The organism is Amycolatopsis arida (assembly GCF_900115565.1).
Taxonomy (GTDB): Bacteria; Actinomycetota; Actinomycetes; order Mycobacteriales; family Pseudonocardiaceae; genus Yuhushiella; species Yuhushiella arida.
The window spans coordinates 895,017-915,602 of the sequence record NZ_FOWW01000002.1 but is presented as its reverse complement, the minus strand read 5'-3'; the positions used below and the strand labels follow the sequence as shown (position 1 = coordinate 915,602).

The 20,586-nt window shown below is 71.5% G+C and carries 21 protein-coding genes and 1 pseudogene; 8 read left to right on the top strand and 14 right to left on the bottom strand.

Translation table 11 applies throughout. The annotated features are described in order from the left end of the window. The first annotated feature begins 1 nt into the window (after nucleotide 1). The gene (locus tag BM051_RS09105) at nucleotides 2-877 is read left to right on the top strand and encodes a metal ABC transporter permease (RefSeq protein ID WP_092529539.1); all 876 of its coding nucleotides are present in this window, start codon (nucleotides 2-4) and stop codon (nucleotides 875-877) included. 212 nt (nucleotides 878-1,089) lie between these two features. On the opposite strand, the gene BM051_RS28385 is transcribed toward BM051_RS09105, so the two are convergent. The 3 genes from BM051_RS28385 to BM051_RS09095 all read right to left on the bottom strand — a co-directional run bounded on the left by BM051_RS28385 (nucleotide 1,090) and on the right by BM051_RS09095 (nucleotide 4,349). Then, nucleotides 1,090-1,545: a hypothetical protein gene (locus BM051_RS28385; RefSeq protein ID WP_134045901.1), complete on the bottom strand. Its 456-nt coding sequence runs from the start codon at nucleotides 1,543-1,545 to the stop codon at nucleotides 1,090-1,092. Between the two features lie 217 nt (nucleotides 1,546-1,762). Then, the gene (locus BM051_RS09100) at nucleotides 1,763-2,989 is read right to left on the bottom strand and encodes a DUF445 domain-containing protein (RefSeq protein WP_092529538.1); all 1,227 of its coding nucleotides are present in this window, start codon (nucleotides 2,987-2,989) and stop codon (nucleotides 1,763-1,765) included. A 187-nt stretch (nucleotides 2,990-3,176) separates the two neighbouring features. Continuing rightward, the gene (locus tag BM051_RS09095; RefSeq protein ID WP_177216910.1) at nucleotides 3,177-4,349 is read right to left on the bottom strand and encodes a DUF445 family protein; all 1,173 of its coding nucleotides are present in this window, start codon (nucleotides 4,347-4,349) and stop codon (nucleotides 3,177-3,179) included. Nucleotides 4,350-4,659: 310 nt separating this feature from the next. Here BM051_RS09095 and BM051_RS09090 point away from each other — a divergent pair, with 310 nt between their 5' ends. Continuing rightward, a complete protein-coding gene (locus BM051_RS09090) occupies nucleotides 4,660-5,532 on the top strand; it encodes a mechanosensitive ion channel family protein (protein ID WP_424923237.1) in 873 nt (290 codons plus the stop codon). Between the two features lie 54 nt (nucleotides 5,533-5,586). On the opposite strand, the gene BM051_RS09085 is transcribed toward BM051_RS09090, so the two are convergent. Next, nucleotides 5,587-5,997, bottom strand: a complete 411-nt coding sequence (locus BM051_RS09085; protein WP_243859241.1) for a DUF6401 family natural product biosynthesis protein — start codon at nucleotides 5,995-5,997, stop codon at nucleotides 5,587-5,589. 173 nt (nucleotides 5,998-6,170) lie between these two features. Between BM051_RS09085 and BM051_RS09080 the strand changes: the two genes are divergently transcribed. Continuing rightward, nucleotides 6,171-7,049, top strand: a complete 879-nt coding sequence (locus BM051_RS09080; RefSeq protein ID WP_092529535.1) for a coiled-coil domain-containing protein — start codon at nucleotides 6,171-6,173, stop codon at nucleotides 7,047-7,049. Nucleotides 7,050-7,062: 13 nt separating this feature from the next. Here the strand turns inward: BM051_RS09080 and BM051_RS09075 are convergent, their stop codons facing one another. Continuing rightward, a complete protein-coding gene (locus BM051_RS09075; protein WP_092529534.1) occupies nucleotides 7,063-7,857 on the bottom strand; it encodes a DeoR/GlpR family DNA-binding transcription regulator in 795 nt (264 codons plus the stop codon). A 489-nt stretch (nucleotides 7,858-8,346) separates the two neighbouring features. On the opposite strand from BM051_RS09075, the gene BM051_RS09070 reads away from it, so the two are divergent. Continuing rightward, entirely contained in the window at nucleotides 8,347-9,045 is a 699-nt protein-coding gene (locus BM051_RS09070; RefSeq protein ID WP_092529533.1) for a hypothetical protein, read from the top strand. A gap of 4 nt (nucleotides 9,046-9,049) precedes the next feature. On the opposite strand, the gene BM051_RS09065 is transcribed toward BM051_RS09070, so the two are convergent. From BM051_RS09065 to BM051_RS09035, 7 genes are all read right to left on the bottom strand, one after another. Next, complete coding sequence (locus BM051_RS09065) at nucleotides 9,050-10,486, bottom strand: MBOAT family O-acyltransferase (protein ID WP_092529532.1); 1,437 nt, start codon at nucleotides 10,484-10,486, stop codon at nucleotides 9,050-9,052. A 188-nt stretch (nucleotides 10,487-10,674) separates the two neighbouring features. After that, a complete protein-coding gene (gene rlmB / locus BM051_RS09060) occupies nucleotides 10,675-11,643 on the bottom strand; it encodes a 23S rRNA (guanosine(2251)-2'-O)-methyltransferase RlmB (RefSeq protein ID WP_092529531.1) in 969 nt (322 codons plus the stop codon). A gap of 3 nt (nucleotides 11,644-11,646) precedes the next feature. Further along, a complete protein-coding gene (gene cysS / locus BM051_RS09055; protein ID WP_092529530.1) occupies nucleotides 11,647-13,035 on the bottom strand; it encodes a cysteine--tRNA ligase in 1,389 nt (462 codons plus the stop codon). 47 nt (nucleotides 13,036-13,082) lie between these two features. Then, a complete protein-coding gene (locus tag BM051_RS09050) occupies nucleotides 13,083-13,790 on the bottom strand; it encodes an HAD family hydrolase (protein WP_243859240.1) in 708 nt (235 codons plus the stop codon). A gap of 29 nt (nucleotides 13,791-13,819) precedes the next feature. Further along, a complete protein-coding gene (gene ispF / locus BM051_RS09045) occupies nucleotides 13,820-14,293 on the bottom strand; it encodes a 2-C-methyl-D-erythritol 2,4-cyclodiphosphate synthase (RefSeq protein WP_092529529.1) in 474 nt (157 codons plus the stop codon). Beyond that, a complete protein-coding gene (locus BM051_RS09040; protein WP_243859239.1) occupies nucleotides 14,290-14,940 on the bottom strand; it encodes an IspD/TarI family cytidylyltransferase in 651 nt (216 codons plus the stop codon). Before BM051_RS09040 ends, ispF begins: the two co-directional genes overlap by 4 nt. A 43-nt stretch (nucleotides 14,941-14,983) precedes the next feature. After that, on the bottom strand, nucleotides 14,984-15,475 hold the full coding sequence (locus BM051_RS09035; RefSeq protein ID WP_091671928.1) for a CarD family transcriptional regulator: 492 nt from the start codon (nucleotides 15,473-15,475) through the stop codon (nucleotides 14,984-14,986). Between the two features lie 332 nt (nucleotides 15,476-15,807). Between BM051_RS09035 and BM051_RS09030 the strand changes: the two genes are divergently transcribed. The 4 genes from BM051_RS09030 to BM051_RS09015 all read left to right on the top strand — a co-directional run bounded on the left by BM051_RS09030 (nucleotide 15,808) and on the right by BM051_RS09015 (nucleotide 19,350). Then, a complete protein-coding gene (locus BM051_RS09030; protein ID WP_243859238.1) occupies nucleotides 15,808-16,494 on the top strand; it encodes a copper chaperone PCu(A)C domain-containing protein in 687 nt (228 codons plus the stop codon). 42 nt (nucleotides 16,495-16,536) lie between these two features. Next, the gene (gene radA, locus BM051_RS09025) at nucleotides 16,537-17,922 is read left to right on the top strand and encodes a DNA repair protein RadA (RefSeq protein WP_092529527.1); all 1,386 of its coding nucleotides are present in this window, start codon (nucleotides 16,537-16,539) and stop codon (nucleotides 17,920-17,922) included. Between the two features lie 67 nt (nucleotides 17,923-17,989). After that, a complete protein-coding gene (locus BM051_RS09020) occupies nucleotides 17,990-19,078 on the top strand; it encodes a WD40/YVTN/BNR-like repeat-containing protein (protein ID WP_092529526.1) in 1,089 nt (362 codons plus the stop codon). Continuing rightward, entirely contained in the window at nucleotides 19,075-19,350 is a 276-nt protein-coding gene (locus BM051_RS09015; protein ID WP_092529525.1) for a ubiquitin-like small modifier protein 1, read from the top strand. Before BM051_RS09020 ends, BM051_RS09015 begins: the two co-directional genes overlap by 4 nt. Before the next feature lie 57 nt (nucleotides 19,351-19,407). On the opposite strand, the gene BM051_RS09010 is transcribed toward BM051_RS09015, so the two are convergent. Both BM051_RS09010 and BM051_RS09005 read right to left on the bottom strand, forming a co-directional pair. Further along, nucleotides 19,408-19,848, bottom strand: a complete 441-nt coding sequence (locus BM051_RS09010) for a TIGR03618 family F420-dependent PPOX class oxidoreductase (protein ID WP_425319713.1) — start codon at nucleotides 19,846-19,848, stop codon at nucleotides 19,408-19,410. Beyond that, nucleotides 19,845-20,237 (bottom strand): annotated as a pseudogene (locus tag BM051_RS09005) (dihydrofolate reductase family protein); the annotation flags it as partial. The pseudogene BM051_RS09005 and the gene BM051_RS09010, both read right to left, overlap by 4 nt. Between the last annotated feature and the right edge of the window lie 349 nt (nucleotides 20,238-20,586).

Here is a 20,586-nt window from a genome sequence, read left to right as displayed (position 1 = left end):
GATGGAGGATCTGTTCGACTTCGCGGTGACCGCGGAGCTGCTCCGGTTGGACACCGTGCAGAAGGCGTTGCTGGCGGCGGCGGTGCTCGGCCTGGTGGCCGGGGTGCTGGGGCCGCTGATCGTGATGCGCCGGATGTCGTTCGCCGTGCACGGCACCGCGGAGCTGGCGTTCACCGGCGCGGCGGCGGCGCTGGTGCTGGGGCTGAGCGTGAGCTACGGGGCACTGGCCGGGGCGATCGTGGCCGCGCTGCTGCTCGGCCTGCTCGGCGGGCGGGAGTCCGACCGCGACTCGGTGATCGGGGTGATCCTGTCGTTCGGGTTGGGGTTGGGGGTGCTGCTGCTGTGGTTCTACCCCGGCCGGGCGTCGAACAAGTTCGGCATCCTGGTGGGGCAGATCGTGGCGATCGAGCCGGCCGATATCACCGCGCTGATCGTCGCGGCGGTCGTCGTGCTGGGGGTGCTGGCGGTGATCCACCGGCCGCTGCTGTTCGCCAGCGTGGACCCGGCGGTGGCGGTGGCCCGTGGGGTGCCGGTGCGGGTGCTCAGCCCGGTGTTCGCGGTGCTGGTCGGCGCGGCGACGGCGCTCGGGGTGCAGATCGTGGGGGCGCTGCTCGTGGTGGCGTTGATGGTCACCCCCGCGGCCGCGGCGGCCAGGGTGACCGCGAGCCCGTGGCGGGCGACGCTGCTGGCGGTGCTGTTCGCCGAGACGGCCGCGCTGGGCGGGATCGTGCTGTCACTCGCGCCGGAGGCGCCGGTCAGCTTCTTCGTGACGGCGATCTCGTTCACGATCTACCTCGGCTGCCGCCTGGTGGCGACCGTGCGCACCAGGCTCACCGAACGGGGCGCGCGGCCATCGCGGCCGCTACCCGCTGAATGAGCCGAAACGAGGCGCAGCCTCGCCCGCCCGACACGGCGGACTCGGCTGACACTGCAGCGAGGTCGGCGAGGCGTGCGGCCCGCCTCCTCATGACGCCGGAGTCGCAAGCTGTCACTCACATGTCATACCGCTTTCCGCAGATCAGGCCGACGTAGTGACAGGCGTGGCGGTCGGAAACATCGTGGGCTGCACAACACCCACACCTGTGGGGGTCATTGGGACGGCGGTATGGCAATTTTACTACACACAAGGTGCTCCGGCTCGTGCTTGCAGTCTGCTTGAGCACGCTCGATCGGCAGCCAGTAGATTGGATTGGTGGCCTGCAACCGTCCTCCGATGCGAACCACGTGGAACTCGGTTTCGTAGGTCCGGCCGTCCGCATAATTTCCTTGCAAGCGAAGACTGACCTCGTTAACTCCCACCTGGATCGTCTCGACAACTTCGGGTCTAGTTTTACTCGGCACCAACCCCGCTACCCGGGCTTCCTGTAGGTGAACCTCGCAGTTGCTCTTCGGGCCCAGGGCCTCACATAGGCCGCCAAAATTGCCCGTTTGCACCAGACGAACCGCCTCGTTGAGCATTGCTTCTGCCTCTTCAGGGGAGGCAGAGGCAGGCGGTTCAGGTGCGGATGTTCCGAATGAGATCCACGCGGCAACCAGTGCGGACACAACTGCCACCACACCGGCAACTCCCGTCCAAATATTTGCCCTGGTCGCCACGTGGATCCCTACTTCCATCTTAAAATCAGCTGCACTGTTTGACTAGGTTCAGCCACACCAGTTTGTCGGAACTCCCGGGGCGCAGCCCTGGATGAAGTACCCGATACTAGCGTCGATCAAGATCGTCTTATTGTACGGCGCATAGATACCGATAAGTTGAGCAGTCTCAGTGCAGCATCAGGAGGACCTGCAGCTCGCCGACGAGGAAGCCGATGACGCCGCCGACGGCGATCAGCTTCCACTCGTCCTGGCGGAAGGCTGGTCGGAGGAGGCTTTCGAACTCCGCCGGGGTGAGCCGGAGCATGCGTTCCTCCACCATGTTCGCGATGTCCATCGCCTCGGCGAGGTAGCCCTCGGCCGGTCGCAGGGTGCCGGGCAGCCGGCGCACCGCCTCGGCCGCCGCGGCGGCCTTCATCTCCCGCAGCCGGTGCCCGCCGACGGTCAGCGACACCAGCGGCTTGGCCACGTTCACCTGCGCGTCCACCTCCCTGGCCACCAACCGTTGGATCATCGCGTGCAGGCGGTCCGACCGCGGGCCGTGCAGGATGGCGTTCACCAGGTTGGGCACGGTGAGCACCTCGCCGGCGATCACCTGGCCGTACTGCCGGGCGACCTCGCGCCGCCGCCGCTGGAACTTGCCCTGCCACGTGTACCGGCCGAGCACCCGCACCGGCTCCCGCGGCACGAAGATCAGCTTGATCGCCAGCCAGTCGGTGGAGAACCCGACGAACGCGCCGAAGATCGGCATCACCCAGGGTTCCTTGGTGAGCGCCCAGACCACCGACTGCACCACGCCGAGCAGGAAGCCGAAGTAGATCCCGGTCCTGGCGATGAACGCGATCTCGGGCCGCGAGATCCCCCGAATCAGCCGCACCAGCATCCGCTTGTCCGCGGTGAGGAGCTGGACGGTCATGTGCTTGACGTCGAGCACCTCGTCCAGGTTGGTCCGCAGCTCGGCCAGCAGCTCGCGGACCAGCCGCGGGGTCGCCGCCTGGATCTGCTTGACGACCAGCTCCTGGGCCATCGCCGGCAGCGCCTCCCACAGCCGCGGGTGGTGCCGTTCCAGCACGTCCCTGGCGATGTCGTCGACGGTGCGCAGCAGCGGCTGCTCGATCTCCCTGGTGATCCGGTCGGGGTCGATCCTGGCGAGGACCTCCCGCAGGTCCAGCAGGTTGGCGGTGAGCAGGTCGGTGGCCAGCGCGGCCATCCGCCCTCCGTGCCGGGGAACCACGCCCTGCCAGCCGAGGAAGGGGCGGATGCCGACGAACTCCAGCGGGCGGAACATCATCTCGATCGCCACCCGCTTGGTGACGTAGCCGATCAGCGCCGCGACGAACGGGATCGCCGCGTACAGCGGCCAGTGCCGCGCGAGGTCGTCGAGGACGGCGTCCACAACAGACCTCCCTCCACGCGGCGGTGAGCGTACGGTATCCGCCACCCGCCCACTCCCCGTGTCCCCCCGCGTGTTCGCCGCCCACGTCGTCGTGTTTGCCGACTACGGCAGCGTGCTGGCGTCGCCCGGCGCAAACACACCGACGCGAAGCGCGAACACACCGACGCGAAGCGCGAACACGCCGGGGTCAATGGAGGAGGAGCAGGACCTGGAGCTCGCCGACGAGGCCGCCGATGACGGCGCCGACGGCGATCAGCTTCCACTCGTCCTGGCGGAAGGCCGGCCGCAGCAGCCCCTCGAACTCGAGCGGGCTGAGCTGGCGCATCCGCTCGACGATGGTGTTGCGCACGTCGAGCGCGTTGACCGCGTAGCTCTCCGCGTGGCGGATGGTCTGCGGCACCCGCTCGGCCGCCTTCTTGGCCGCGACCTGCTTCATCTCCTGGAACCGGCGCGTTCCGACGGCCATCGCGACCACCGGCTTGACCACGCTGGCCTGCGTGTCGATCGTGCGCCGGACCTCCCGGCTGATCATCTGGAACAGCCGGTCGGACTTGGGCCCGTTGAGCACGGCCTCCAGCAGGTTGGGGATGGTGATGATCTCGGTGGCGATCATGTCGCCGTAGTCGGCGGCCACCTGGTGCCGGCGCTTCTGGAACACGCCCTGCCAGGTGTAGCCGAGGAACCGCCTCGGCTCCCGCGGCAGGAAGATCATCTTGAGTGCCAGCCAGTCGGTGAACCAGCCGATCAGCAGGCCGAACGCGGGCAGCACGAGCGGCGACCGGGTGAGCGTCCACACCACCAGCTGCACGATGCCGAGGTAGAACCCGAACACGATCCCGGACCGGGCGATGAACGTCATCTCCGGCCGGGAGATGTCCCGGATCAGCCGGTTGAGCAGCGCCTTGTCGCGCACCAGGTTCGCGACGACCATGTGCTTGAGGTCGAGCACGTCCTCGATGTCGTCGGCGATCTCCCGCATGATCTTCGCGATCGCCTTCGGCGCCTCCGCCCGCACCCGGCGGAGCAGCAGTTGCTGCGCGCCGGCCGGCAGCATCTCCCACAGCCGCGGCTGGTACTGCTCCATCACCTCGCGGGTGACGTCCTCCACCACCCGCAGCAGGGGTTGCTCGATCTCCCTGGCGACCTGTTCCGGGTCGAGCCGGGCGAAGATCTCCTTCGGATCGACGAGGTTCCTGGTCAACGTCTCGGTGGCGATGGCCGCCATCCGCTCGGCGTTCGCCGGGAGCACACCCTGCCAGCCGAGGAACGGACGGATGCCGACGAACTCCAGTGGTCGGAACATCATCTCGATCGCCACCCGCTTGGTGACGTAGCCGATCAGCGCCGCGATGAACGGCATGCTGGCGTACACCGGCCAGTGCGCGTTCACATCGGCGATGATCGCGTCGACGTCCAACCCCACACCCTCCCGCGTTCGACCCCGCGCCGAACCGTATCCGCCGGGTGCCCGGCTGGGGTCGCGGGTGTGGCGCAGGTGGCACCGGGGCCGTTTGCCCAGGTGCTGGCCCGGACGCCCGCGATTCTCACTCTTGTGGGTGACGTCCGGTGGCCGGGCCGTGTGGGCGGCGTTCTACTGGGTAGTCAGTTCAGGTCCGTTTCGGATGAAGCGGGCGTGCTCCTGGCAGGGAAGGGAGAAAGGCGTGGCTTCCATCCAACTGGCGCAGATCGACTTCGGGCAGGGACTGACCAACGCCTGGAACACGATCGCCACCTTCGTTCCGAAGTTCGTGGCGTTCCTGGTCATCCTGGTGATCGGCTGGATCGTCGCCAAGGTGTTGGCCAAGGTCGTGAACAAGGTGCTGGAGAAGGTGCGGTTCGACCGGGCGGTCGAACGCGGCGGCATCAAGAAGATGCTCTCGAAGAGCAAGTACGACGCCTCGGACATCATCGCCAAGCTGGTCTACTACGCGATCCTGCTGATCACCCTGCAGATCGCGTTCGGCATCTGGGGCCCGAACCCGGTGAGCGCGCTGCTGACCGCGATCGTGGCCTGGCTGCCGCGGGCCGCCGTGGCGATCATCATCGTGGTCGTCGCCGGCGCGATCGCGAGTGCCGTGCGGGACATGGTGAGCGGCGCGCTGGGCGGCCTGTCCTACGGCCGGGTCGTCGCCACCATCGCCGCGGTGTTCATCTGGGGTCTCGGCATCATCGCCGCGCTGAACCAGATCGGCGTGGCCACCACGGTCACCACCCCGGTGCTGATCACCGTGCTGGCCACCGTCGGCGGCGTGCTCGTCGTGGGTGTCGGCGGCGGGCTGGTGCGGCCGATGCAGCAGCGCTGGGAGCGCTGGCTGGGCCGCGCCGAGCAGGAGATGCCCGAGGTGAAGGCGCAGGCCGAGGCCTACCAGCGCGGACAGGAGGACGCCGGCCGCTCCGAGCAGCCCACCGAGCGGATGCAGCAGCAGCCGAGCTACGCGTCCTCGACGGGCATGCCGGAGGGGCAGCGACCCGGCACCACCGGTGCGATGCCTCCGGGCACCGAGGGCGGGCCGAACCCGCCGCATACGGGTGGCTCCCGGTAATCCGACGACGAGCCCGGAGCACGGAGGCGGTCGGTCCCGCGCGGGCCGGCCGCCTCAGCCGTTCTCGGCGACCGGTTCCAGCGGGTCGATGTCGTCGAGCCGGTAGCGCGGGTCGTCGATGGTCGTGGCCAGCGCGCAGACACCCAGCAGCCTGGTGGTCAACCAGTCAGCCCGGACCCAGCCGGTGAGGTCGGCCGGCACGACCGGGCGCCAGCCGTTCTCCGTGGCCCGGTCCAGCAGGCCCTTGGCGTACCCGGCGAGCAGCACCACCCCGGCCACGCCGGCGGCTCCCTCCACCCCGAACGTCAGGATGTCGCGCACCGCGGCGGAGTGCTGGTCCACCGCGGCGGCCAGCCCCGGCACGGCGGCCGCGGCGGCGAGCCCGGCGGCCCCGATCTGCTCGTGGAGCCGGGCGAGGGTTCGGCGGGCGGAGAACTCCACCCGAAATGAGCCAAAAGTCGACACGGCTACACGGTACATCGGGACCCGCCGGCGACTTCTCGGTCCTCGCGGACGCGTTCGGTCACCACTTTGTCACTTTCTGTTTCAATCCGGTCCATGATCACCCGTTCACCGGTTGCCGAGTGCAGCCGAATGGCGGTATCGGAAGTGCCGTCCGGACTCACTAAGGTTGCCGGATGGCTGCTGCGGACACCGTTGAACCGGCCCCCAAAACCCCCGAGTTCGCCACCGCCTTTCGTGGCTACGACCCCCACCAGGTCAACGAGCGCGTCAAACAGCTGACCACCGAGCTCCGCGCCGCCGCGGAGAACCGCGACAAGGCCGTGGCGTCGGTCGCGGAGTTGACTAAGGCGCTGAGCCTCACCCAGCAGGAGCTGACCGAGGCCAAGGCGGCGCTGACCCGGATGGCCAGCGACCCGAGCGGCGCGCCCGCGATGACCGAGCGGGTGCAGACCATGATGCGACTCGCCGAGGAGGAGATCGCCGAGCTGCGGGACAAGGCCGCCGAGGAGGTCGCGGCCACCCGTGCCGAGGCGGACGCCTACGCCGAGCGTGTCCGGGACGAGGCCCGCGCGGAGGCGGAGCGGGTGCGGGAGGAGGCCCGCGCGGAGGTCGAGCGCCTCGGCCGGGAGGCCGAGCAGCGCCGGGAACGGCTCGACGAGGAGGCCGCGCAGCGCCGGGCGGCCGCGGAGAAGGAGACCGCGGAGACGCTGGCCGCGCGCAGGGCCGAGGCGGAGAAGGCCGCCGCCGAGCGGGAGTCCGCCGCCGAGCGAAAGGCCGCCGAGATCATCGCCGACGCCGAGCGCCGGCTCGCCGAGGCGGAGCGGAACCGGACGCAGGCGCTGGAGCTGCGGCAGAGCGTCACCGAGCGGCTGACGGCGACCAACGTGGCCGTGCGGCGGGCGATGCGCGAGTTCGGCCTGACCGGCGAGGACGGCGCCGCCGAGCCGGCGGACGGGACTTCGGCGGGGCCGAAGCCGGCCGAGGGCAAGGCGGGCAAGGCTTCGACCGGCAAGGCCTCGGACAAGGCCGGCAAGGAGGGCCAGCCGGCCTGATCCCCGCGCGGGCTCACCATAGCGCGACTTCGACCTCGGTCCGGTTGCGCAACTCCTCCACCAGGTGGTCGGGCGTGTCGGCGTCGACGATCAACAGGTCGAAGTCGGCGACCGGGGCCAGCCGGTGCAGTGCGGTGCGGGGCAACTTGCTGGAGTCCATCAGCAGCACCTTCCGCTCGCCGCTGGCCAGCATCGCGCGCTTGACCATGACGAGCTCCGGCTCCTGGTGGAAGGTCAGCTCGGTGTTCATCGCCGAGGTGGACACGAACGTGACATCCACGGTGATCCGCTCGACGGCTTCGAGGCACGGCATGCCGAGAAACGAGTCGTGGATGAAGGAGTAGTCGCCGCCGATGCAGATGAGGCGGAGGTCCTCGACGTTCTTGAGCACCTCGATGGTGCGCAGGTAGTTCGTCGCCACGGTCAGTGGCACGAGGTCGGGCAGGAGCTTGGCCAGCGCCAGCGCCGTGGTGGAGTCGTCGAGCAGCACCGACATGCCGGGCTCGACGTGGGTCATCGCCCGGCGGGCGATGGCCGCCTTGGCCTCGACGTGCGCGCCCAGCCGGTACTCGGCGTTGCTCTCGAACACCGTCGACGGCTGCGCGGACACCCCGCCGCGGAACTTGCGCAGCAGCCCGCGGCGGGCGAGCTCGTCGAGGTCGCGGTGGATGGTCATCACGCTCACGCCGGTGAGCTCGGCCAGCTCGGCGGCGGAGGCGGAGCCCTTGTGCACCACGTAGTCGGTGATCCGCTGTTGCCGGAGAGTACGAGAGCGGGCGCTGCCCCCGCTCGACGTCTCACTGCTCATCCGGCCAATATCTCACTCCCCGGCATGCCCGCGTGGGGTGAATCGCCGAACGCCGGCCCGGGGCCGCGCCCTCGACCGGAGCCGTGAGTGTCCACAGTGGTCACGTGTCGTCGCGCGGCGGCCGTGGCCGGGGTGGACTTCGAGCCGCCGACCGTCGCGTCGCCGCTGATCCGCGGGTCGAGGGGTGGGTGGGCGTGCCGAACTCACGGCAGGTGGGCAGCGCCACCGCCGACCCGCGGCGGCGTCGCGTCCGGCTCCGCCGGTACCGAACTCACCCTGTCGGTGGAACAGGCGTGGCGGATCGCCGGGGTGCGCCGGATATGGCTGCAGACGTCGGATCACGATCACCCGAACGCGCTACCGAGCTACCCGAGCCGGGGCTTCCGTCCATTCCGGACCGAAACCGGATGGCGACCTTCGGCGTCGTGATGGCTTCGGGTTGGTAACGGTGGGGCTGCGTTGGTGCCCGGTCGGGTGCAGGATGTCCGAATGGACCCAGCGGGTGAGCAGGTGTCGCCGCCGGCGGACTTCCCGGTGTACGGGCTCGACGAGCGATGGCGGGGGCCCAGGTGGTTGGACTTCTTCGAGGGCAGGCCGGGTGATCCGGTGTGGGCGGTGTGGCTGGGGCACCGCGAGGCCGAGGGCGACCACGGTGTGCGGGTGGGCACGCTGCCGCGCGAGCGGTACGACGAGGTGATGTCGCCGCGCGGTGGGGACACGCGGGTGCCGGTGGCGTTCAGCGCCGCGTTCGGGTTGGTGAACCTGACGTTGCCGGACGGGTCGGTGCCGCGGCCGGAGGGGCTGATCCCGGCGCTGGTGGAGCACGCCGAGCGGCAGGCGAAACGGCATCGCGAGTGGCCACGCGTGGCGTGGGAGGTGGACGGTCGGTGGGCCCAGGCGGCGGTCTGGTCGTTCGCCGACGCGTGGGCAGGGTTCACCGACGTGCTGGAGGACGCGTACCTGGTGGCGGTGGGGATCGGTGTGCAGCCGGAGGGGCTGCGGCTGGTTCCCGCCGCCGGCGCGGAGTACGGCGTGGACCTGGCCGCGCCACTGGATCCCGGGGAGCTCACCCTGATGCGCCGCGCGCGGCCGGAGGCGTGGCTGCCCCCGCCCCGCCGGGACGGCTACCACCCGGACCAGCTGGCCCTGCTCGCCCGCCCGGACCGCCCCTCACCCGTCCCCCGCTGAGCACTCAGAACTGGTAGTACAGGAAGGGGCTGAAGGTGCCGGTGGCGACGAGGATCGCGGCGTAGGCAAGGCCGACGGTCATCACCCCGACGCGCAGGGCCGACGCGGCCCTCGTGCGGGACGACTCCAGCAGCGGTCCCGCCACGGGATGCGCCGGCAGCGCGAACGCCACCAGCGCCAGCAACAGGATGGTCAGCCGCTGGTTGGTGACGGCCGCGTCCACCACGTCGGTGAGCCCGGTGAGATCGGGCAGCAGCATGTGCCCGAGCATGGTCAGCGCGTGGCCGAGGTCCGGTGACCGGAAGAACACCCAGCCGAACACCACCAGCACCAGCGTGAGCACCCGGCGGGTCACCCGCCGCGCGGCGTCCGTCGGGGTGCGGTCCCAGCCGAACGACCGCTCGATGATCAGCAGCGCGCCGTGGTAGAGGCCCCACACCAGGAACGTCCAGTTCGCGCCGTGCCAGAAGCCGGTCAGCACGAACACGACGCACAGGTTTCGGTACGTCTTCCCCGCACCGGCCCGGTTCCCGCCGAGCGGGATGTAGACGTAGTCGCGGAACCAGCGGGACAGCGACATGTGCCAGCGGCGCCAGAACTCGGTGATGGTGACCGACGAGTACGGCCGGGCGAAGTTCTCCGGCAGTCGGAAGCCGATCATCCTCGCCAGGCCGATCGCCATGTCCGAGTAGCCGGAGAAGTCGAAGTACAGCTGCAGCGTGTAGGTCACCGCGCCGAGCCAGGCGATGGCGAACGTCATCTCGTGGGTCGGTGTCGCGAAGCACGCGTCGGCCAGCGGCGCCAGCGAGTCCGCGATGATCGCCTTCTTGCACAGCCCCAGCGCGAACCGGGGGAACCCGGCGGCGATGTCGTCCAGCCGGTGCTGCCGGTGCTGCGGCAGCTGGTCGGCGATCTCCCGGTACCGCACGATCGGGCCGGCCGCGAGCTGGGGGAACATCGAGATGTAGGTGGCGAACGACACCGGGTCGCGCAGCGCGTACCGCTCGCCGCGGTAGATGTCCACCACGTAGGAGATGTGGTGGAAGGTGAAGAACGAGATGCCGATCGGCAGCGCCAGCTCCACGATCGGGAAGCCGCCGCCGAACAGCCCGGCGAACCACGCGATCTGCTCGGTGGCGAAGCCGGCGTACTTCCAGATCAGCAGGATCGACAGGTCGAACGCGATCACACCGATCAGCAGCCAGCGGCGCCGCCGATCCGGCCGGATGTCCCACTCGTCCGGCTGCAACCACGGGCCGGCGGCGAAGTTGACCACCATGCACAGGAGCAGCAGCAGGGTGAACGCGCCCGCGCCGCTGGCGTAGAAGATCAGGCTGCCGACCGCGACGATGCCGTTGCGCCAGCTCCGCGGCAGCACCAGCACGGCGAGCAGGACCGCCGGCATGAAGTACCACAGGAACAGTGGCGAGACGAACGACATCCTGTGCGGGCCCCCTGGACACGGATCGGCATGGTGACCCTAGCCGAGCCCATTACCTGATGGGGTGAGAAGTAGCCCGAAGTGGCCCCGCTCGCACCGCCCGCGAGCTCTACGTCCGAGACCGCGAGTTCGACGTTGGAGACCGCGAGTCCCGCGTTCGGGACCTGTGCCGGTCGAGGACGCGCGGTCTAGACTCGCCCGGCGAGCCGGCGCCGGCGGGCCACCTCGGCGAGCAGCACCCCGGCGGCCACCGACGCGTTGAGTGACTCCACGCCGGGCGCCATCGGAATCGACACGGTCACGTCGCAGGTCTCCCGCACCAGCCGGGACAGCCCGCGGCCCTCCGATCCGACGACCACCACCAGCGGGTCGGTGGCGAGCTCGAGGGAGTCGATGTCCGCCGTGCCGTCGGCGTCCAGCCCGACCAGCATCAGGCCCTCCGCCGCCCACTCCTTCAGCTGGCGGGTGAGGTTGGTCGCCACCGCCACCGGCAGCTTCGCCGCCGTGCCGGCGCTGGTCCGCCACGTCACCGCGGTCACCCCGGCGCTGCGCCGGCTGGGCAGCAGGACCCCGTGCGCGCCGAACGCGGCGGCCGACCGGATCACCGCGCCCAGGTTGCGCGGGTCGGTCACCCCGTCCAGCGCGACCAGCAGCGGCGCGTCCCCGGAGTTCCTGGCGATCTCCAGCAGCTCACCGGGGTCGGCGTACTCGAACGGCGGCACCTGCAGGCCCAACCCCTGGTGCACCGCCCGGTTGGTCCTGCGGTCCAGCTCCTCGCGCGGCACCTCCAGGATCGAGATGCCCTTGTCCGCGGCGACCCGCACGGCCTCCCGCACCCGGTCGTCGGTGTCGATGTTCAGCGCGACGTACAGGGCGGTGGCCGGAACGTCCGCGCGCAGCGCCTCCACGACCGGGTTCCGCCCGGCGATGATCTCCGGGCCCTCAACCTTGCTCTTGCGCGCCTTCTCCACCTTCTCGGCCCGCCGCGCCGCGGCCGCGGCCCTGCGCTGCGCCGGATGGCCAGGGCGCTGCTCGGCCTTGGGTGTGGGCCCCTTGCCCTCCAACGCCTTCCGGCGCTGGCCGCCGGAGCCGACCACGGCGCCCTTCTTGGTACCGGGCTTGCGTACCGCACCTCTGCGCCGGGAGTTGCCTGCCATGTCCTAGTCCCTTACTGTCCATTGCGGACCGTTGGGAGTGTCCTCCACCACGATCCCGGCCTTCAGCAGCCGGTCGCGCACCGCGTCGGCCCTGCCGAAGTCCCGCTCGGCGCGCGCTCGCTGGCGCTCCTCGAGCAGGCCGTCCACCAGCCCGGCGAGCGCCTGCCGCAGCGGCGTCTCCCGCCCACTGCCTTCCGCCCACCGCGGGTCCAGCGGGTCCACGCCGAGCACTCCGGCCATCGCCCGCACCGCCCCGGCCAGCTCGCGGGCCTTCTCGCCGTCGCCGGCGTCGAGCGCCGCGTTGCCGTCCCGCACCGCGGTGTGCAGCACCGCGAACGCCTGCGGGGTGCCGAGGTCGTCGTCGAGCGCGGCGGCGAAGTCGGCCGGCGTCCGTCCGATCCGGACCTCGCCCGCACTCGTGGTGACCCTGCGCAGGAACTGCTCGATCCGCCGGTAGCCCTGTGCCGCCTCCGACAGCGCGCCGTCGGAGTACTCGATCGTCGACCGGTAGTGCGGCTGGATCAGGTAGTAGCGCAGCTCCACCGCGCGGTAGCGGCGCAGCATCTCCGGGATCGACACCACGTTGCCCAGCGACTTCGACATCTTCTCGCCGGACAGCGTCACCCACGCGTTGTGCAGCCAGAACCGGGCGAACTCGTCGCCGGCGGCGTTCGACTGCGCGCGCTCGTTCTCGTGGTGCGGGAACACCAGGTCGACCCCGCCGCCGTGGATGTCGAACTCGCTGCCCAGGTACGTCGTGGCCATCGCCGAGCACTCCAGGTGCCACCCCGGCCGGCCGGGGCCCCACGGCGTGTCCCACGCCGGCTCGCCCGGCTTGGCCCGCTTCCACAGCGTGAAGTCGCGCGGGTCGCGCTTGCCCTCGGACTGCGTCTCGCCCTGCTGGACCTCGTCCAGCCGCTGCCCGGAGAGCGTCCCGTAACCGGGGAACGACCCGACCGCGAAGTACACGTTGCCGTCCGCGGCATAGGCGTGCCCGCGTTCGACGAGCCGCCGCATCAGCTCGACCATCTGCGGCACGTGACCGGTCGCCCGCGGGGCGACCGAGGGCGGCAGGCAGCCGAGCGCGTCGTAGGCCCCCTCGAACGCGCGCTCGTGCGTCGCCGCCCACTCCCACCACGGCCGGTCGGCCCTGGCCGCCTTGTCCAGGATCTTGTCGTCGATGTCGGTGACGTTGCGCACCAGCAGCACGTCCAGTCCTTTGTGGAGCAGCCAGCGGCGCAGCACGTCGTAGTTCAGCGCGCCCCGGACGTGGCCGATGTGCGGGACGCCCTGCACCGTGGCCCCACACACGTACATGGACGCCGTTCCACTCCGCGCGGGACGGAACTCCCGCACGCTCTTGGCCGCGGTGTCGTAGAGGTGTAGGACCACCCTAAGATGGTACGGGCCCCACCACCCGGCGGGCTCACCCGGCCGGCTCACCCGGTCGGGTCGAGTACCCCGTGGTCGCGCAGGGCGGCGAGCAGCGCGTCCGGCCGCTCGGTCGTGGGCAGCGGCTCGACCAACGCGAACGCGCAGCCGACCGCCCGCGCGCCACCGTCGGCCTCCTCGCTGTCCCCGACCATCAGGGTGTGCTCCGCGGCCACCCCGAGCCGGTCCAGCGCGGTGTGGAAGATCTCCGGCTGCGGCTTGATCGCGCCCACCTCGTAGGACAGCACGAACTCGTCGACATAGGCGTCGAGCCCACGCTGGCCGAACGCCGGCCGGATGTCGAACGCGATGTTGCTGAGCACCCCGACCGTCAGCCCCCGGCCGGCCGCGGCCTTGAGCGCGGCCTCGGTGTCCGGGTAGGGGGTCCACTGCTCGGGGTCGACCAGCCGGTCGTAGAGCGCCTTGGCCTGCTCCACCCTCGGCACCCCGGACCGGCGGAGCACCTCCAGGTACACCTTGCGGTGCAGGTCCGGGTCCAGGTCGCGGTGGTGCCAGGCGTGCAGGTACTCGTCGGACAGCTCCACCACCTGACCGACCGGCGCGGTCATCCGGCGCATCAGCTCGGCCTGCGCCTCGATGTCGAGGGGGTCGCCGTGGACGTCGGTGAGCCCGTCCAGCCAGGTCTCGTCCTGCTCCAGCCGGAACAGCGTGCCGGAGAAGTCGAACAGCACCGCGTCGATCGGGTTGGTCGTCACCTGACCAGGCTACCGATCGGAGGTGACGGTCAGTCGTCCGCGAGTGGAAGGAGCAGTGCGCTGGCGATGGCCGCCACGCCCTCGCCGCGCCCGGTCAGCCCGAGACCGTCCGTTGTGGTCCCGGTCACGCTCACCGGTCCGCCGGCCGCCGCGCCGAGCACCTCCTGCGCCTCCGCCCGGCGGGTGCCGATCCGGGGCGCGTTGCCGATCACCTGCACCACGGCGTTGCCCAGCCGGTAACCGGCGTCCTCGACGCGCCGCCGGGCCTCGGCCAGCAGCTCGGCGCCGTGCGCCCCGGCCCAGCGCGGATCCCCGGTGCCGAACACCGCCCCGAGATCGCCGAGCCCCGCGGCCGACAGCAGCGCGTCGCACAGCGCGTGCGCGGCGACGTCGCCGTCGGAGTGCCCCGCGCAGCCGTCGACACCCTCCCAGCGCAGTCCGGCGATCCAGCACGGCCGGCCCGGCTCGACGGGGTGGACGTCCACGCCCTGCCCGATCCTCACGGTGCTCCTTCGGGGTGGTCCAGCAGCGCGTCGAGCACCGCCAGGTCGAACGGGTTGGTCAGTCGGATGCCGCGGGGGTCGCCGGGCACCGTCCACGCGTCGTCGAGGTCGGTGGCCGGCAGCAGGTCCGGGCGGAACGCGTGCGGACTCTGCACCACGCGCAGCACCGCGCGGTCGTGCGTGCCCGTGACGGTACCGCCGGCGTCGACGGCCTTGATCGTGTCGGTGACCGGCTCGACCGGGACCGCGGACGGCGCGCCGCGGCGGACGGCGTCCACCACGGCACGGATCACCTCCGCCGGGACGAACGGCCGGAGCGGGTCGTGCACCAGCACGACCTCGGCGTCGGCGAGCAGCCCGGCGCTCCACGCCAGCCGCGCCGCCGTGCCCGGATCGGCGCAGTGGAGCACGTGCACGGGAGCCCCCGCGGCTCGGCTGTACGCTTCCGACCGGTCCGGCGGTGCGGCGAGCACCACCCGGTCCACGACGGCGAGCAGCCCGCGCACGGCGTGCGTCAGCACCGGCTCACCCCGGATGGGGGTGAGCACGTCCGGGCACCCGGCGGGTCGCTCGTCGACCGCGACCAGCGCGACCGCGCCACCGGTCGGGCGTGCCTTCACGTTGGCGGGTCCGTCCTCGACGGTCACCTGTTCGGGGGCATCGCCGGTGCGTGCGGTCGTGGTGCGCGGGTCAGACCGTGGCGGTTTCCAGGACCTCGTCGAGGAGCACCTCGGCCTTGCCCTCGTCGGTTCCCTCGGCGAGGGCAAGCTCGCTCACCAGTATCTGCCGCGCCTTGGCCAGCATCCGCTTCTCGCCGGCGGACAGGCCGCGGTCCTTCTCGCGCCGCCAGAGGTCGCGCACCACTTCGGCCACCTTGTTCACGTCGCCGGAGGCGAGCTTCTCGAGGTTGGCCTTGTACCGACGCGACCAGTTCGTGGGCTCGTCGGTGTGCGGAGCACGCAACACGTCGAACACGCGGTTCAGCCCGTCCTGGCCGACGACGTCACGCACGCCGACGATCTCGGCGTTGTCGGCGGGTACGCGAACCGTCAGATCGCCCTGCGCGACCTTCAGGACGAGGTACTTCTTCTCCTCGCCCTTGATCACGCGGGTCTCGATGGCTTCGATGAGTGCGGCACCGTGGTGCGGGTAGACGACGGTCTCTCCGACCTTGAAAACCATGTGTCCTCTGCCCCTTTCGCTGTTTCCAGCTTACCACGGCGCCCCGAGGCCCAACCAGTGCCCCGAGATCGTCGTCGCAGGTCAGTGGCCTGCTCGGCGCTCGAGTGGGGGTTGACAAACCGCGAATCGTCGTACTCACGCAGGTGGTGGCGAATAGCGGCGGCGATCGATTGTTGCTCCATTGTGGACCACCATGCTGGTGGGCCGGTGCGGACCGTGCCGGGGACGCGCCACCACGTGCCGGGCCCACCCGGCGGCCCGGCTACCCTTCGCGGCAGGATCGCCGTCGTCGGCGTAGTCGTGTGGGAGGGCTGAGGACCGTGAGGTTGCAGATGCGTCGCGTGCCGGGCGTGCGCCGGATGGGCTCGCTCGTGCTCGGTCTCGGTGCCGCCCTGGTCGTCGCGAGTTGCGGTGCCGGGCAGATCACCGAGACCGACACCCAGGAGCCCGCGGTCAATGGCGCGTTCGCCCAGGTGGGCTCCCTGTCGCTGCGGGACGTGATGCTCGCCTACCCGCCCGAGGTCGGCGCGGCGCACTTCTACCCGGCCGGCTCCGACGCCCCGCTCGTGCTGCGCATCGTCAACCAGGGCGGCGCGGACGACGAGCTGGTCACGGTCAGCGCCGACGCCGCCACCGACGTCACCGTCAGTGGTCAGCGGGAGGTCGTGGCCGGCAGCTACCTCGCCGTCGGGCCGACCACCGGCGAGGTAGCTGACGACCACGCGCCGGAGCCCGGCACCGCGGAGGGACACGCCGGGCAGGGCGCCGGGCAGCCGTCCACCGCTCCGTCCTCCGGCGCGCCCGAGCCCGGCTCGGCCGACCGCGCGGTGGACCAGGTCGGCCACGCGGAGATCACCCTCCGCGGGCTCACCCGCGAGATCCGACCGGGACAGACCATCGAGGTCACCTTCACCTTCCGGGACGCCGGCGCGGTCACCGTCCGCACGCCGGTCGGCGCGCCCAGCCACCCCCGTCCGGAGCCGCACGGCGAGCACGGCGAGGCCGGGGGCGGTCACTGAGCCCCGCCGGTCTGTCGGTGCCTGCGGCTACCGTCGGGCGTCATGGCGAGGAAAGGCTCCAGCTACCGGTGCGGCGAGTGCGGCTACGAGGTCGCCAAGTGGGTCGGCCGGTGCCCCGAGTGCCAGGCGTGGGGCACGGTCGAGGAACGCGGTGACGCGCGGCCCGCGGTGGCCAGGGTGGCCGCGGGCGCCCCGAGCGCGCCGGCACGACCGATCGCCGAGGTCGACGTCGAGGCCGCCAGGGCCCGCCGCACCGGGGTGTCCGAACTCGACAGGGTGCTCGGCGGCGGTCTGGTGCCCGGCGCGGTCGTGCTGCTGGCCGGCGAGCCGGGCGTCGGCAAGTCCACCCTGCTGCTCGAGGTCGCGTTCCGCTGGGCCGCGGCCGGCCACACCACGGCCGAGCAGTCCGGACCGGCCCTGTACGTCACCGGCGAGGAGTCCGCGGGCCAGGTGCGGCTGCGGGCCGAGCGCACCGGCAACGTGCACGACCGGATGTACCTCGCCGCGGAGAGCGACCTCGGGGCCGTGCTGTCCCATGTCGACACCGTCCGGCCGGGGCTGCTGATCGTCGACTCGGTCCAGACCATGGCCTCGCCGCAGGCCGAGGGGTCACCCGGCGGCGTCACCCAGGTCCGCGCGGTCACCGCGGGCCTGGTCGCGCTGGCCAAGGAACGCGGACTGCCCGTCGTGCTGGTGGGCCACGTCACCAAGGACGGCTCGGTGGCCGGGCCGCGGCTGCTGGAGCACCTGGTGGACGTGGTGCTGCACTTCGAGGGCGATCGGCACTCGACGTTGCGCATGGTGCGCGGGGTGAAGAACCGGTTCGGGCCCGCCGACGAGATCGGCTGCTTCGAGCTGCGCGACAACGGCATCGTCGGGGTGCCGGACCCGTCCGGGCTGTTCCTGAACCGGCACGCCGAGGCGGTGCCGGGCACGGCGGTGACGGTGACCGTCGAGGGCAAACGGCCGTTGCTCGCCGAGGTGCAGGCGCTGGTCGCGAAGTCGTCGCTGGCGCAGCCGCGGCGGGCGGTGAGCGGCCTGGACTCGGCCAGGGTGGGGATGATGCTCGCCGTGCTGGAGAAGCGGGGTGGGTACCGGTTCGGCGACCAGGACGTCTACACGGCCACCGTGGGCGGCATGCGGATCGTGGAGCCGGCGGTCGACCTGGCGGTGGCGCTGGCGCTGTGGTCCGGGGCCAAGGGCACCCCGCTGTCGCCGCGGCTGGTGGCGATCGGCGAGGTCGGGCTGGCGGGGGAGATCCGTCGGGTCACCGGCGTCGGCCGCCGGCTGGCCGAGGCGGTGCGGCTGGGCTTCACGCACGCCGTCGTGCCGCCGGACCCCGGACCAATGCCCGAGGGCATCCGCACCCTCGAGGTGAGCCACCTCGGCGCCGCGCTCGACGCCGTCCCCCGGGTGCCGCTCGGCTGATCCGTCGGTTTCTGTCGGACCCCCGTCCTACTCTTTCTGGTGATCTCACTCACACGGGGAGGCCGGCATGGACGTGGTACTGGGGATCGGCACGCGCAAGGGGCTGTGGCTGGCGCGCAGCCGGGACGGGAGGGCGAGCTGGGAGCTGACCGGGCCGTTGTTCCCGATCACCGATGTCAAGGCGGTGGCGATCGACACCCGGAGATCGACGCCCCGGCTGCTCGCGAGCGTGACCAGTGAACACTTCGGCCCCACGGTGGCGCTCAGCGACGACCTCGGGCGGACGTGGGAGGAGCCCGAGCACGCACCGATCGCGTTCCCCGACGACACGGACACCGCGTTGGCCGGCGTGTGGCAGCTGGTGCCGGGGCCGCCGGACGAGCCGGAGGTGGTGTACGCGGGCACCGAGCCGTCGGCGTTGTTCCGCTCGACCGACGGCGGCCGGACCTACGAGCTCGTCCGCGGGCTGTGGGAGCACCCGCACCGGACCGAGTGGACGCCCGGTGGCGGCGGCATGGCCCTGCACACGGTGTTGCCGCACCCGCGAGACGCCGAGCGGGTGACGGTCGCGATGTCCACCGGCGGCGTCTACCGCACGTCCGACGGCGGGCGCAGCTGGGCGCCGGCCAACGCCGGGGTGCGGGCGAGCTTCCTGCCGGATCCGGAGCCGGAGTTCGGCCAGTGCGTGCACAAGGTGGCGCTGCACCCGTCCCGGCCGGACCGGCTCTTCCTGCAGAACCACTTCGGGGTGTACCGCAGCGACGACGGCGGCGACCGCTGGGGGTCGATCGCCGGCGGGCTGCCGGCGGACTTCGGGTTCCCGATCGTGGTGCACCCGCACCGGCCGGACGTGGTGTACACCTTCCCGCTCACCGCGGACGTCCTGCGGTTCCCGCCCGAGGGGCGGTGCCGGGTGTACCGCAGCGAGGACGCCGGCGGCTCGTGGTCGTCGCTGACCGAGGGGCTGCCAGGGGACGGGTTCTGGTCGGCGGTGCTGCGGGACGCGATGTGCGTCGATGACGCCGACCCGGCCGGGGTGTACTTCGGCTCGCGCAGCGGCGAGGTGTGGTTCAGCCCGGACGAGGGGGAGCACTGGCGACCGGTGGCCCAACACCTGCCGGACGTGCTGTGCGTGCGCGCGGCGGTGCTGCCGTGACGGTGACCGTCCACCTGCCGGCCGTGCTGCGCGGCATGGCCGAGGGGCGGGTGGAGCTGACGGTCTCGGCGGCGACGCTGGGGCAGGCGCTGGACGCCATCGCCGCGAGCTACCCCGCCCTGGAGCGCCGGCTGCGCGACGAGCGGGGGACGTTGCGCCGCTACGTCAACTTCTACGTGGACGGCGAGGAGTGCCGCCGCCTCGCCGGCCCCGACACCCCACTCCGCGACGGAGCGGAGGTCATGGTCATCCCCTCGGTAGCCGGCGGCTGACCCGAAGCCCCTCCATGCCGCTGCCGCTCATGCGACGCCCACCGTCTGCCGCTCGAGTTAGATGACCGCGACGACACGATCTTCGCCTCGCGAGTACGGCTGACCGATGTACTTGGTGGCCACCTGGTCGACGATCGTCCAGGCCGCGTCGCCTTCGAGCCATTCGATGACGCGGCCACGGAGGATGACCGGCTGGAACGGGTTGTCGGTTGGTGTAAGGGAGAGCGCGACCCGCGGGTCACGGCGCAGGTTGCGGGCCTTGCGGGTGCTCGGGCCGGTCATGATCACGACGTGGTCGCCGTGCGTGCCGATCCAGACAGGGACGGAGTGTGGGGCGCCGTCGGGCAGGACGCTGGCGAGGTGGGCGAGCGAGGTGCCGTCGAGCACGCGGCGCACGGTGGGGTCGAGCATCGTGGTCATCTCCTGGTGTGGGTTCTGGTTGGGCTTCTGGCGGTGGTTGTCGGCGAGCGACGTGACTTCGCCGGCGACGAGGGTCATCGCCGGACCTCGTAGTGGAGGTGGGTGACGCCGGGCGCCGGGACGGCGTCGACGAGGCGGAGGCGCACGTGCTCGGGCAGCGCCTGGAAGAAGGGTCGGCCGCCGCCGAGCAGGACCGGCACCTGGTGGAGGACCATCTCGTCGACGAGCCCCGCCTTCAGCGCCTCGGTCACGACGCCGCCGCCCATGAGGCCGACGTCCTTGTCGCCGGCGGCCTCGCGGGCCGCCGCGACCGCGTCCCGGATGCCGGTGGTGACCAGGGTCTGCCGCTCGGTCATCTCCGGCACCGGCCGATGGCTGAGGACGAACAGCCGGGCCGTTGGGTGGGGGCTGCCGCCGTCGAAGCGGTCGGAATCCTCGTAGGTGTCGCGTCCCGCCACGACCGCAGCCGGGGATCCTTCCCAGCGTTCCTTCAAGAGACTCTGTGACCGCGACAGGGTTAGTTCCCTAAGGGAACCCAGGGGAGGTGCCAAGCTGGTCGACCTGCTCATGGTCATGACCGCGGAGGGGACAAACGGCTCGCGGTGAGGCCGGCCCGCGAGTGCTCTACCGCCACCACGCGTGCGGCGAGGTCAGCGGCGTCGACCCGCGTTGCGCCCACTGCGCGAGCCGATGCACGCGAACGACGTCGATCTCATCCGGGCCCGGGCACATGACTAGGCCGCGATCAGCACGATGGGTTGGCTCGCAGGTCTCCTCAAGGGCGAGAGGCTGACGCGGCGACAGGGGCCACGAAGG